This window comes from Cardinium endosymbiont cBtQ1 of Bemisia tabaci (genome assembly GCF_000689375.1).
GTDB lineage: Bacteria > Bacteroidota > Bacteroidia > Cytophagales > Amoebophilaceae > Cardinium.
Genome location: NZ_CBQZ010000007.1, coordinates 16,187 through 30,333, shown reverse-complemented (window position 1 = coordinate 30,333; position 14,147 = coordinate 16,187). Strand labels below are relative to the sequence as shown.

At 38.8% G+C, this 14,147-nt stretch carries 10 protein-coding genes, 1 tRNA gene and 1 pseudogene; 8 read left to right on the top strand and 4 right to left on the bottom strand.

The genetic code is table 11. From position 1 onward, the window contains the following. The 4 genes and pseudogenes from CHV_RS04390 to CHV_RS04375 form a co-directional block, all read left to right on the top strand. Nucleotides 1-386: pseudogene (locus tag CHV_RS04390) on the top strand (IS982-like element ISCca1 family transposase); the annotation flags it as partial. A gap of 309 nt (nt 387-695) precedes the next feature. Then, the gene (locus CHV_RS04385; protein WP_034577534.1) at nt 696-2,783 is read left to right on the top strand and encodes a peptidase domain-containing ABC transporter; all 2,088 of its coding nucleotides are present in this window, start codon (nt 696-698) and stop codon (nt 2,781-2,783) included. Further along, nucleotides 2,747-4,177: an HlyD family type I secretion periplasmic adaptor subunit gene (locus CHV_RS04380; protein WP_051602240.1), complete on the top strand. Its 1,431-nt coding sequence runs from the start codon at nt 2,747-2,749 to the stop codon at nt 4,175-4,177. Before CHV_RS04385 ends, CHV_RS04380 begins: the two co-directional genes overlap by 37 nt. Then, nucleotides 4,174-6,282, top strand: coding sequence for a type I secretion system permease/ATPase (locus CHV_RS04375; protein WP_034577532.1), 2,109 nt, complete (start codon nt 4,174-4,176; stop codon nt 6,280-6,282). The genes CHV_RS04380 and CHV_RS04375 overlap by 4 nt, the downstream gene beginning before the upstream one ends. Before the next feature lie 2 nt (nt 6,283-6,284). Here the strand turns inward: CHV_RS04375 and CHV_RS04370 are convergent, their stop codons facing one another. From CHV_RS04370 to CHV_RS04360, 3 genes are all read right to left on the bottom strand, one after another. Continuing rightward, nucleotides 6,285-7,511, bottom strand: coding sequence for a TolC family protein (locus tag CHV_RS04370; RefSeq protein WP_165393824.1), 1,227 nt, complete (start codon nt 7,509-7,511; stop codon nt 6,285-6,287). A 121-nt stretch (nt 7,512-7,632) separates the two neighbouring features. Beyond that, the gene (gene mreB / locus CHV_RS04365) at nt 7,633-8,664 is read right to left on the bottom strand and encodes a rod shape-determining protein (protein WP_034577620.1); all 1,032 of its coding nucleotides are present in this window, start codon (nt 8,662-8,664) and stop codon (nt 7,633-7,635) included. Between the two features lie 90 nt (nt 8,665-8,754). Further along, nucleotides 8,755-9,531, bottom strand: coding sequence for a UDP-2,3-diacylglucosamine diphosphatase (locus tag CHV_RS04360; protein WP_034577527.1), 777 nt, complete (start codon nt 9,529-9,531; stop codon nt 8,755-8,757). Between the two features lie 232 nt (nt 9,532-9,763). On the opposite strand from CHV_RS04360, the gene CHV_RS04355 reads away from it, so the two are divergent. The 4 genes from CHV_RS04355 (at nt 9,764) to rnhA (ending at nt 13,602) form a co-directional block, all read left to right on the top strand. Continuing rightward, the gene (locus tag CHV_RS04355) at nt 9,764-11,254 is read left to right on the top strand and encodes a glycine--tRNA ligase (RefSeq protein ID WP_034577619.1); all 1,491 of its coding nucleotides are present in this window, start codon (nt 9,764-9,766) and stop codon (nt 11,252-11,254) included. 60 nt (nt 11,255-11,314) lie between these two features. Next, nucleotides 11,315-11,391, top strand: a tRNA-Ala gene (locus CHV_RS04350). Between the two features lie 18 nt (nt 11,392-11,409). Next, nucleotides 11,410-13,128 (top strand): Ig-like domain-containing protein, encoded by a 1,719-nt coding sequence (locus CHV_RS05445; protein WP_165393825.1) that lies wholly within the window; start codon nt 11,410-11,412, stop codon nt 13,126-13,128. 24 nt (nt 13,129-13,152) lie between these two features. After that, nucleotides 13,153-13,602, top strand: coding sequence for a ribonuclease HI (rnhA, locus tag CHV_RS04340; RefSeq protein WP_034577617.1), 450 nt, complete (start codon nt 13,153-13,155; stop codon nt 13,600-13,602). Nucleotides 13,603-13,688: 86 nt separating this feature from the next. Here rnhA and smpB read toward each other — a convergent pair whose 3' ends face one another. Next, nucleotides 13,689-14,147: an SsrA-binding protein SmpB gene (gene smpB, locus CHV_RS04335; protein ID WP_034577616.1), complete on the bottom strand. Its 459-nt coding sequence runs from the start codon at nt 14,145-14,147 to the stop codon at nt 13,689-13,691.

The window sequence follows — 14,147 nt, the reverse complement described above, 5'->3', positions numbered from 1 at the left end:
ATTTTACACTTACCCCAGGTAGGGTCAAGGATAGATTCCCTGCAAAAAGTTTATGCAAAAATTTAATCGGTAAAGTATTCTCGGATAAAGGCTATATCAGCAAAGAATTATTTGAAAAACTTATGGAAAAAGGAATAGAGCTCATTACCCATATCAAGAAAAATATGAAAAATGCTTTTATGACATTATGGGATAAATTAATGCTTCGAAAGAGATCCATCATTGAAATCATTATCGATCAGCTTAAAAATATTAGCCAAATAGAACACTCTAGACACAGAAGCATACCTAATTTTATTGTCAATTTAATAGCTGGTATTACTGCTTATGGGCTAAAAGAGAAAAAACCGGCTATAGCTAATATATATATAACTGGTTTACAATAATTCTAATCCAGACTTCAGGTTAGTATAGGCAAACGTTTGGCAGATTAGTTGATTACGCAACGTCTATAATTGATTTTGTATAGCGAGAGGTGTCTTAAATCGGCCTTTTACAAGGCCCTACCAAATTTATTTTTTCTTGCATCACTCTAATAAAAAACATACCTTCTATAAACGTGACTTCCATTTATCTTATAAAACTTTCTAAATCAGGAATAGAATTCCCGATAAAGTTTTAAATCCATTAAAACTAATGCAACAGAGCCATATAAATTCAGATGCAACTTATATTCGTTCCAACTAAAGTAGACTATGATAACTGATATCCAGAGCGCATTGGCCTGTAGCCTACTGTTGCTAGAATTGGCAGGTATAAAAGTATGCCAGGATGCAATATCGCTATCCGATCAGTCTATTGATACTAACTTAAAGAAAATCAGTCAAACCTATGGCGTAAAACTAAAGCACAAAAAGCTAAAATATGCCAATCTTTCACCAAAGGATCTACCTATAGCTTTTCTTGCTAAGGATGGTACCTACCGGATACTAGCCAAAATGGACTGCACACAGTGCCTCATACAAAACCCCAACAAATCGCATAGCGAATTGTGGTCTATAGAACAACTGATCAACCATTGGATCGGAAAGGTTATTAGCTTATCTGGTCCCTCCTTAAAATTTAACTGGTCTTGGTTTGTACCCGCATTTTGGCACCACCGTCGCATACTAGCTGAAGTATGCTACTTCTCTTTTATTTTACAATTGCTCGCTTTAATCCTTCCTTTATTTTTTCAAATCGTTATCGATAAAGTTTTAGCTTATAAGACCTATGATACGTTAGCTGTATTAATATTTACGTTACTGATTACAAGTATTATTGAAGTTGTACTGAGGGGATTACGGGAATATCAATATGCCCATACCATGCATCGGATAGATATGTTGCTTGGCGTAAAATTGGTTAAACATTTACTAGGGTTGCCCTTAGTCTACTTTAAAAATCGTCCAATTGGTGCATTGGTAGCACGTGTATGCCAGCTGGATAGCATTCGATCTTTTTTAAGTGGCTCGCTCTTTACTTTGCTGATTGACATCAGCTTTATGAGTGTATTTTTACTAATCATGTGGATGTTATCTTCTAGGTTAACCACTATGGTGGTTGCCTCTATTCCTTTTTATGTACTAATTGCTTGGCGTATGACCAAACCGTTACAAGCTAGATTGGCGACCCAATTCCAATATCATGCAGCGAATACATCGACCTTAACAGAAAGTATAGCGGGTATTGAAACGGTTAAAAGTCTAGCTATAGAACCCCGTTTGGGCCAACGTTGGGAAAATCAAACTAAGGATTTAGTCCAGGCTAGCTACCGTACACAAGTATTATCTTCCTTGTTTCATCATATGGTTCAAGCCATTGGTAAGCTAACCAGCCTATTTATTTTATGGTATGGCGCTAGATCAGTTATTCGTCTTGAACTGACCACTGGTCAATTAATTGCATTTAATATGCTCTACCAAAACTTTTCTGGACCATTGGCTAAAATTGTTGAGTTATGGGGGCAATTTGTACAGGCGCAAGTAGCGGTAGATAAGCTCGGGGATATACTTAATTTGCCTGTTGAGCAAGAAACAACTGGCATACCAGAAAAATTAAAAGGGGCTATTACCTTAGACCAAGTAACCTTTCGCTACCAACCAGGTGGACCACTCGCCTTACAAGGTATTTCATTACAGATTCAGGCTGGTAAGCATATTGGTATCGTAGGTGCATCAGGTTCTGGTAAAAGTACTCTTGCCCGATTGCTATTAAGGCTCTACATACCGGAACAAGGGCAAATATTATTTGATGGCAATAGTCTCCATACCATGGATATACGCTATTTGCGTCAACAAGTAGCCGTAGTGCTCCAAGAAAATTTTTTATTCAATAGAACGGTAAGAGATAATATTGCTTTATCTGCTCCTAATACTTCTTTAGAATCTGTGATTCAGGCCGCTATATTAGCAGGCGCTCATGAATTTATTCTGGCATTACCTATGGGTTACGATACCATATTGGCAGAAGGTGGCAGCTCTCTATCAGGGGGGCAAAGACAGCGGATTGCTATTGCGCGGGCCTTATTAACCGATCCTAAGATATTGATTTTTGATGAAGCAACCAGTGCCTTAGATGACGCATCTCAAGCAGCTATTCAAGCCAATATGGATAGAATTGCCCATCAACGGACGGTCATTACGATTGCCCATCGCTTGTCTACGGTACAGCATTGTGATCGCATCATTGTACTTCAGGAAGGAAAAATTATTGAACAAGGTACACATACAGATTTGTTGGCATCATCTGGTCAATATGCACGCTTATGGAAACTACAAAAAGATTTACAAATAGAATGCTAAAGGCTTTTAGGTCCTTATATAAGCAAAAAATCCAGCAGCCTTGTATTAGTGATCCCGCTGTACAACAGGATCACTATGATTTATATGAATTTTTACCTGCTTATATCCAATCTATGGAACGTCCGCCCTCACCCCATGCCAGGGTAACAGCGATGGTAATCAGTATATTGATATCATTGGGATGCATATGGGCCTATTGGGGTGCATTAGATATCCATGCTACAGCCTATGGTCAGCTTGTCTTACCCAGCCGTTCACAACATATTCAGCCTTATGAATTGAGTAAAGTGGTTAAAATCTTAGTAAAAGAGGGACAGCATGTTCAAGCTGGTGATAAACTATTGGTGCTACATATGATAGGATCTACACAAGAGATTATTCGTTGTCAAGCACAAAAATCTTTTCACACCTTGGCACGGGCACGCTATCAAGCATTACTGAGTGATCAGCCCTTACAGCATCTTTTCCTACCCAAGGGTATAGAAAAAACTATAGCCGACCGAACGAAAGCCCATGTCTTGGGTATTTGGAAAGAACATCAAACTATGTTGCAAAAATTTGATGCAGAATTGGCTACCAATCGATCGGAACAAATAGCCTATCAAACCAGTATCAAATGTTTGCAAAAACTGCTGTGTAATATAGAAAAACGTTTGACATCAAGTCGTAAATTAACGCAATCTAACATGATGGCTAAAATGGAACTTTTAGCGAAGGAAAAGGAAGCATTAGAAACGAAATTATCATTATCTACTAAACAAAAAGAACTAAAAACTTTACAAATAAAAGCAGATACGCTTCGAAAAACCAAAACCAGTTATATTGCACAAAAAAAAAGAGAATGGCATGATCGTTTCAATGAGGCTGCCTCTGCTTTATTAATGGCAGCACAAGAATTGGCTAAAGCGCAAGATCGGGGTCGATTACAAACCTTACAAGCGCCATTAGGTGGTCTAGTGCAACAAGTTGCGGTCCATACCATTGGTGGTATTGTACAAGCCGCGCAAACCTTAATGGTTATCGCGCCAGATAATGCACCCAAACAGGCCACCATTGATATTGCCAATCAACACATAGGATTTGTAGAACCGGGTCAGTTGGTGGCCGTTAAGATTGAATCTTTCCCTTACAGCCGTTATGGCACCATCAATGGAAAAATAATGAGTTTATCACGTGATTCTGTACAAAAAAATGACTATCATGGTCAGAATGAATTGGTTTTTCCAGCTCAAATTGAACTGGAAAAAGACCATATAATGGTCGATGGTAAACCAGTTGTACTCACACCGGGCATGAAGATTACGGCTGAAATTAAAATTGGCAAACGGCGTATAATAGATTATTTGCTTAGCCCAATTAGAAGATATACCTCACAAGCTTGTCGAGAACCATGATGAAAGGAACATATGGCATACCAGCCTTGGTCAGGGCTGTTCAAGCTTTTCAAGTATTGGTAACAGAAGAAACGCTCTACCATAGTTTAGGCCAAGATGGCCAGTTATTAACGGCTATAGATCTATGTAAAGCAGCTAGACAAGTTGGATTACGGGCCAAATGGTATACAAAAGTGCATAAGCATATACAAAATTTACCTTTACCCATACTAATTTGTCTTGATCAGCGATGGAGTGTAATTGAAAAAATTGAACCAGACGGATCCTGTTTGCGTTATGATGTAGCTACCCATCAGCTTCATAAAGAACCTTTACCTAAGATAACCGCTGATACACCCATCGTTTTACTAGCAGAAAAAGCATTAGAACCATCTGATGTGCAATTTGGCATGGATTGGTTTGTGCCCGCGATATTGCGTCATATAAATCAATTCCGTGATGTCTTGGTTTTGTCTTTGGCACTGCAATTGATTGCGTTGGTAACCCCTTTGCTGTTTCAGAATATTATGGATCGCGTACTGGTCAGTAGAGGATTGGCTAGTTTACACGTGCTGGCTATCGCTATCTTGGCCCTTACTATAGCGGAGCCTTGCTATAGCTATTTAAGGAACAAGATATTTACCCATTTATCGAGTAAGATTCATGCGGAACTATCTGCTAAACTGTATAGCCATTTATTAAGCTTACCTTTACGCTATTTTTTAAAGCGACAAACTGGAAAAATTGTAGCACGGGTACGAGAGATGGATCATATTCGCCAGTTTTTAACGGGATCGGCTTTAATGTTGGTTCTGGATATGGTATTTATCTTAATGTTCATAGTGGTAATGTTTGGCTATGCTACAAGATTGGCTTGGTTGGTAGTAGTATCTTTATTATTATATGCTGCATTTTGGTTGATGATTGGCCCTATCCTCCGCTATCGTCTTACCAAATCATATGATGCTAGCGTGTTAGCTACAGCTTATTTAACAGAAACGATAACCGGTATAGAGGTGTTAAAGACTACTGCCACGGAACCAGATTTTCTCAAACGTTGGCAGCAAGTATTGGCTTGTCAGCTACGTGCGGGATTTGTAGCCAAAAAATTATCCATCACTGCTGGTCAAGGCATTAGCTTCATACAAAAACTTACTTCTGTCTGTTTAATATGGATAGGGGTTAAGATGGTACTCAAAGGCGAACTAACCGTTGGCGGATTGATCGCTTTTAATATGCTGGCCAGTCATGTTACCCAACCAATCTTGCGTCTGGCACAAATTTGGCAGGAATTTCAACATACGATGATTACCCTACGCCGTATTGCAGATGTACTGGAAAATGAGTCCGAAACAGGAAGCGAAGGCGTAACAACTATACCCACATTACAGGGGACAATAGCATTTCAACATGTAAATTTTCGCTATCAGGATGGAACACCTGAAGTTTTAAGGGAGCTCTCTTTTACGATACAACCAGGATCATTTATAGGTATTACAGGACCATCTGGGTCGGGTAAAAGTACATTAACCAGATTGTTGCAACGCTTATATAGGCCACAGAGTGGAAAAATTCTAGTAGATGGTATGGATATTGCCATTGTAGATACCCGTGCACTCCGCCGTACCATGGGTGTCGTATTGCAAGAAAATATGTTGTTTGCAGGCTCTATATTGGATAACCTGACGCTGTGTGCCCCTCAAGCTACCCAGATGCAAATCATAGAAGCAGCAAAACTAGCTGGTGCAGATGGTTTTATTAATGCGTTGCCACAAGGATACCAAACTTATATCGGAGAAAGAGGTAGTGGTTTATCTGGTGGGCAACGTCAGCGCATTGCATTGGCTAGAGCTTTGTTGCGTAATCCAACCATTCTGATCCTAGATGAAGCTACAGCTGCTCTTGACTATGCATCTGAAGCGGCTATTATGGCCAATATGGATGCGATCTGTCGGAATCGAACCGTTATTGCCATCGCACATCGCTTAAATACGATTAAATATGCCAATGCTATTTTGGTATTGGATCAAGGTAAAATGGTGGAAGAAGGTACACACCAAACACTATTGCAACAAAAAGGACTCTATGCCAAACTCTGGAATATACAAACCAATGGTACAACCTAAGGCTACTTGTCAAACTTACCCACTAAACGATACAGTGCAAATTCAGCTTGTTTTACCTTAAAAGCATAGGTGATTAAATTGATTTCTGATTTTTGGACATCTTCTTCTGCTTCCTGCAATTCGAGTAGCTTAACTTGGTTAAGCTGATAAGCCTTTTCAACAAAAGCTAATTTTTGTTTGCTTACTTTCAATCGTGCTGTCGCTATTGTATGTAACCCTAATGCATGACGATACAGCCACTTTTTATTTGCTAAACGGTCTTCTGCAGAAAGTTTTTCTTTACTTAATTTGAATGTTTCGTTGTTTAAGCCTAGTCTTGCTTTTTTAATTGCTGCAGGCATCAGTAGCAAACCACCTAAGTCAATACTAACCCCAATATTCACTAACCCCTTAGAGGGATGAATGAGCCACTTCTTATCTTGTAAATTATATATGTAACGATTAGCTGAGAAATCACTTGATAGGCTCAAACAAGAAAGGAGATAAGACTTGGCTCTAGTAAGCTCAGTAGCAGCTATGGCTACTTTTTTCGCTTGTATAGCCGCTTCTAGGTCCACTACTTTTTCCGGCGTAACCCCATCCATATCCCACATGGGTTCAACAGGAATCGTAGATTGTACTAGTATTGCTTCATTTAATGGCCTACCCAGTGTTAAATTTAGGTTCCGGCGCTTTTCTTTAAGGACTTCTTGCTCCTCTAATAGGGCTAAATTTGCCTCTTTTAGTGCCAAGTCAGCATTTAAATAATTTATTTTAGAGACCAAACCCAATCTAAGTTTTTTTTCTTCTATTTTTAACCGAGAGGCAGCAACTTTAGTAAAGGTATTAGATAGCTCGCATTTCTTTTGGGCCAATGCAAGTTCATAATAAGAGGCAACCACTTTTTGTAGCGTGTCGGATATGGTTTTTGTCGCCATTAAATGGTTGACCAGATTATGTTGGTTGTTTATTTTGGTTTCGAATATTTTATCAAAGACTGATCTGGATTCCCATGTCAATCTAAAAAATGGATCTGATCGAAAATCAAGTGCTTTAGCGCCTTTTCCCCATTCATTATGTTGCGCAACCATAAAGGTCGCTTTAGGAAGCCATATGTGTAGATTCGAAATCTTATTCGACAACAAAGATCCTTTTTTAGTGGTTTGAGCAATCAGAATATCAAAATTCTCTTTTGAAGCAGCTGATAGTACTTCCTCGAATGTCATAGGTTGAACCGTAGCATCGGCCATGCCATGGGGTAAAAATGTTATACTACATATTATCCAAAAACATGCAAATATTTTTTTGACAAACCACATTCTTTAGTAAAAGGTATATGAGGCCATTTAGAGCGAGGGATCCCACGGGCCACTAATTCATCAGTATACTGCGATAGGTTTCTATATTTTTTAAAGCAATGCCAGTACCACGCACTACGGCTTGTAAAGGCTCCTCTGCAACATGGACAGGCAGTTTCGTTATATTATGCAATCGTTTATCTAAACCGCGTAATAAGGCGCCACCCCCTGTTAAGTGGATACCATTCTTGTATATATCAGAAGCCAATTCAGGTGGCGCCATTTCCAATGCCTTTAGGACCGCATCGTCAATTTTTACAGCCGACTCTTCTAAGGCAACCGCTATTTCTCTGTAGCTTACCGATATAATCTTGGGAATACCGGTCATAAGGTCTTTGCCATGTACTGGGTAATCAGCTGGTGGTTCTAATAAATCCGTCCACACTGCTCCAACAGCTATTTTAATTTGTTCTGCTGTACGCTCCCCAATCACTAGATTATGCTGCTTGCGCATGTAGTCCAGTATATCCTTATTAAAAGCATTACCTGCTACTTTAATAGATTGATCACAGGCAATTCCAGATAAAGATATAACAGCTATTTCTGTTGTGCCACCACCAATGTCCACAATCATACAGCCAACAGGCTCTCCAATGTTTACGCCTATGCCTATCGCTGCTGCAATAGGCTCATAAACCATATATACCTCTTTGGCACCTGTATGAGCAGCAGAGTCTCGAACCGCCCGTTTTTCCACATCAGTGGTACCAGATGGAATACAAATGATGATTCTATTAAAGAATGGGGTAAAAAAAGCTAATTTTCTTTTAGACAACATTTTGATCATATCTTGAATCATAAGCTCTGCTGCATGGTAATCTGCAATTACGCCATCTCTAAGGGGTTTAATAGTCTTTATCGTATCATGTGTCTTTTCATGCATTTGCATAGCCGCCTTCCCCACTGCGATCATCTTATTGGTATTCCTATCTATTGCTATAATAGAGGGTTCATCTACAACGATTTTATCGTTGTGTATAATTAAAGTATTAGCTGTTCCTAGATCGACAGCGATATCTATGTAAAAATATTTCAAAATTCCCATATACTTATACCCAACAGGTTAATGCGTTTGTATCCAATTAAAAATTTTTAGAAGCATCTATTCAACGCTTATAGCCTAAGGGTTATAGGGTTAAAATTTATGCAATGAAAGCGCTACGCCATCAAAACAAGCATAGGTATCATGCGAAACCCAATCTCCCAAATTACAATAGCTGCTTGAATCGTTTAACGCCTTTATGTATGGACAATGTGTATGGCCAAATATATAAAATTCGTGGTGATCAAAAGGTTCTATCTGATCCTTACAATACTGAAATATAGGGTCCTTTTCTGCGAAAGCAGAAGGCGGATCATACTTATCTTTGCAATAGGGCAATCTACCTTTTTTTTTTGTAAAATACCAATCTATGGTGCCGTATAGCCAATCAGCTGGTAGCATCCGCATAAAAAATTGCAGCCAGCCACTGTGATATAATTTGTGAAATAGCTTATAACGTGTAGTAGGGTTAATCGTATCACCATGGCCAACTAAAAATCGCTTATTAGCGAGCGTAATGGATGCTGGTTTCCTAAACAATTGTACCCCACATTCTTGTGTGAGGTAATCTATAGACCAACCATCATGATTCCCTAAAAAAAAATAGACAGGTATGCCTGCGCTATAAAATGCGTAAAGTGTTGCTTGAAATCGAATGGCCCCTTTGGGCACAAGATATTTATATTCAAACCAAAAATCAAAGATATCCCCTAGTAAAAATAATGCTTGTGTTTGTGGCTTAATATGGTGTAGCCAATCTATTATTTTATCCTCTAATGTAGCAGGACGATTTGTACCACTGGGCCGAAGTGGTAAATGTACATCGGATATAAAAAAAATTTTTTTCTTTATTTTGGGTATTTGTATCAAAGCGATAAGTTAATAAAATCGTATCCTTAAGAGCAGAAATGTCCAAATGTTACTTTAGATGAAATGGTGGTATAGCCACCCAAATAAATGTTATGTTTTTAGGTAGCAATATAAGGCAGCTCTTTAATTTAATAAAAAAATCATTAGCTTTGCAATTACCCAACCCATCCCGATTTTCGTTGTATAAGCTTAGAAAATTTATACCACTTTACATCTTAAACTAAAGAGATAGATGTCTACTATAGATAGTGCTTTAAACCATTCTAATCATACCTTTAAAGAATTGATTGCGCATGCACAAGCTTATGGATTTATTTACCCGTCTAGTGAAATTTATGAGGGCTTACAGTCCATTTATGATTACGGTCCTTATGGCGTGGCATTAAAACGGAATCTACAAAACTTTTGGTGGAAAAGTATGACCCAATGGCATCAAAATATTGTAGGGATTGATGCAGCCATTATGATGCATCCTACTACTTGGAAAGCCTCTGGTCATATAGATGGTTTTACAGATCCAATGGTAGACAATAAAGATTCGCAAAAGCGTTACCGTGTAGATCTACTGATAGAGGAACATGCTGCGCAATTGGTCGCCCAAGGAAAGTCAGCTCAAGCAAAAGTCCTCATCGAGCAGATGGAAGGCTGTTTACAAACTGGTGACCTATCTGGATTAGATCAACTGCTGCAAGCCTTTACCATTGTATGCCCCCTATCTAAGACCACCCATTGGACCCCTGTACGTCAATTTAATCTTATGTTTGCTACGCAAATGGGTGCACAAAATGACGGTACAACCATCTATTTACGGCCAGAAACGGCGCAAGGTATTTTTGTAAACTTTTTGAATGTTCAAAAAACAGCGCGGATGAAAATTCCGTTCGGCATTGCCCAAATAGGTAAAGCCTTTCGAAATGAAATTATAGCCCGTCAATTTACTTTCCGTATGCGTGAGTTTGAGCAAATGGAAATGCAGTTTTTTATCCAACCTGGAACAGAAAAAAAATGGTTTGACTATTGGCAAGAAGCCCGTAAACATTGGTATGACAGCCTGGGTATTGACCCGCAAAAGATCCATATACACCCCCATAAGCAACTGGCCCATTATGCAGCCGCTGCAGTGGACATTGAATATGGCTTCCCATTTGGCTTTAAAGAGGTAGAGGGCATTCACTCTAGAACAGACTTTGACCTAAAGAGTCATGCATACTATGCTAAAAAGAAATTACAATACTTCGATCCTGACACTAAAAAGAGTTACACACCCTACGTTATAGAAACTTCTGTAGGCCTTGACCGATTGGTTTTAATGGTATTGAGCAATGCTTTAGAAAAAAGCAACCATCTAACAGATGGAGCAGAAGAGACCAGCAGAACCTATTTAAAATTTCCACCTCCATTGGCACCTGTTAAAGCAGCTATTTTTCCACTGGTAAAAAAAGACGGATTGGCTGAAAAAGCGCTGGCATTGTTTGATGAGCTAAAATATGATTTCTCTGTTGTATATGAAGCTACCCAATCTATTGGTAAGCGGTATACCCGACAAGATCTTATCGGTACACCTTATTGTATTACCATTGATTACCAGACATTAGAAGATGAAACCGTTACCATGCGTGAACGTGATTCTATGGTACAATACCGTATTCAGATGGGTAAAATAGCCCCTCACTTACATACCAAAACGGGTATAAAATCACTGCTATTACAGCTAAAAAACTAGGATTACACTTGGTTTATTGAAGAAATAGTGGTATCGTTGCAGGGTACGTACCTATTCCTAGGGGAATTAGCTCAGTTGGCTAGAGTGTCTCGATGGCATCGAGAAGGTCGGGGGTTCGAATCCCCCATTCTCCACCAAATAAAGCCTATACTTTCATGATGCATAGATTTATTTCCGTGGCTGTACAGCTGCTTTATCTCAGCTATTTGTGGCTTATTCCGGTTATTTCCTGTGTTGCGCAACAAACACCAGAAGGTGGCCCCCCTGATGAAACCCCTCCTAAGTTGGTCCGTTCCTTTCCAGAAAATGAGTCCGTAAATTTTACTGGTAAAAAAATCCGACTTATCTTCGATAAAGATATTGCTGTTGAAAGTAGCAACCTCCAGATCATGCCCAAATTAGACCAGCCTAAAAATAAAAAAGCTTACAGCTATACCATAAATGGAAAAACGCTACAACTTACCCTTCATGTCCCTCTAAAAGAGGAGACTACTTATGCTATTCACTTCAATAAAGCAGTTAAAGATAGACATGAAGGTACAAAAGCAACAGGTGATCCGATAATCTTTAGTACCGGTGCCTTTATAGATCCGATTACCATTACAGGCAAAACAAAAGAATTATTAACTAATAAACCAGTAGGAGAGGTAAGTGTTTATCTCTATAATGCAGCACGAGACCCCAAAGAATGGGAGGAAAAAGGCATCCCAGATTATTATACTACCGCTGATAAAGATGGAAATTTTACCATAAAATGCATCCGCTTGGGCAAGTATTATATACGGGCTACTACTGGACAAGATAATACCTATAAAATTGATTATGAAAAAGATAAATATGGGTTCTTTAAGGAGCCTATTGATTTAAATGAAAATCGAGAAGAGGTAATAGTCCCGCTGATTGCATCTGATGTACGTCCTTTAAAGCTGCTACGGGGTAGACCCCAAAAAGGGCTTTTTGAAATAGTCTTTAACAAACCAGTAACCCACTATGAACTGACACCCCTTGAAACCATAGGTGCAAAGGGAAAGCCCCAACTATATAGCTTGCTTTCAGAAAAATCACCTAAAACAATCACTATTTATAATACTTTTGGTCTCTTGGAAGAAGATTCTTTTAAAGTTAAGGTAAGGGCTGAGGATGCTTTGCATAGGTCATTAGAAGAAAGTATAGCCATTAGATTTAAAGAAGGAAAAGCAGAAGTTACCAAATCCGGCTTAAGCCATAGGCTGTCGAAGAGGGTACTCCCTTCTATATGCGCTGATTTTACAGAATCCATCTTATTTAACAAACCGATTAAAGCATTTAAGGAAACAGATATATACTTTGAAAGCAAAAATCAAGAGAAAATTCCACTACAGGCAAACGAATGGGTCTGGAATGAAAACCAAAGTAAGCTTACCATACGCAAACATTTCACGCCAGAAGAGATCTGTCGGTTTGCTACAAAAGAAAATAAAAATGAAAGCAAGCTTATGGAGCAAATGGTCACTTTACAGATAGAACCAGGTGCTTGCACGGCATTTGATCAATCAACCAATAAGAAGATTGTGCAAAACTACACACTGCGCAAAAAAGAAGAAACCGGTACCATTTCAGGAAAAGTAGAGACCACTACGCCTTATTTCATTATTGAGTTACTAGATCAAAAAGATCAATGTGTGGATGCCATTCGAAATACAAAAAAATATCAATTTACAATGGTGCCACCTGGTACCTATAAAATGCGCTTATTAGTGATCAATGCAGCAGAAGCGGAGTGGTCTCCTGGAGACATCCTTCAAAACATTGAACCAAATCCTGTAATCTTTTACGAAAAAGAAATTAACATGACAGAGAAATGGGAGGTAACTGATATTGACTTTACTTTTTAAAGGGTTTTCGATACCCATTGCCAAATGATTGCTATTTATACAGATGGTGCTTGTAGAGGGAATCCAGGTCCAGGTGGCTATGGCGTTATTGTAAAACAGAATGGTAATACGAAAACCTTTGCACAAGGCTATAGAAAAACAACTAACAATCGAATGGAATTACTGGCGGTAATCATAGGGTTAGAAACGCTACCACAAGGGGGACAACCCGTTACCGTTTATTCCGACTCCAAGTATGTAGTAGATGCCATACAAAAAGGATGGCTTGAAAATTGGCTGAAAATAGATTTCAAATCAAAAAAAAATCCTGACTTATGGAAACGTTTTTGGATCGTCTATCAAAAGCACTTTGTTCATTTTTGTTGGATTAGGGGACATGCAGGCCACTATGAGAATGAACATTGTGATCGGCTTGCGGTAGCAAGCAGCTATAAAAATTTGCTGATAGATACCTATTATGAAAACAATAGCTAGCTTGTAGGTTCCATTCAAGACTCTGTCGCGTTAGGAAACAAAATTTATAACAATTTGTCCGATTTTTTTCGGTCCACTATAATAGCTCAGTCTGATGGTGCCGCACGCTTCAGATCTCTTTCTTTAATAGTTTGACGCTTATCGTATAGTTTTTTACCACGTGCCAAAACAATGGCTAGCTTAGCAAACCCACGTTGATTGATAAACAATTCCACTGGAATAATCGCAAGCCCTTTGGCTAAATTTTTGCATAATTGTTGCAATTCTTTTTTTTGCAATAATAATTGACGGTCACGTTTCTCTTCATGATTGTAGAGGTTACCATGGATATAGCCACCTATATGCATCCCTTTTATCCAAAGTGATTCTTGTTTAAAGTAACAATAGGCTTCCTGCAAGGAGGCTTTACCCATTCGAATGGACTTTATTTCTGTCCCTTGCAAGATAAGACCAGCTGTATACCTATCTAAAAAAGTATAGGCAAAATGGGCCTGTCTATTCTTAATGCAAAGCTTTGTAGGGAATGGGGTTTTCTTACCTGACAT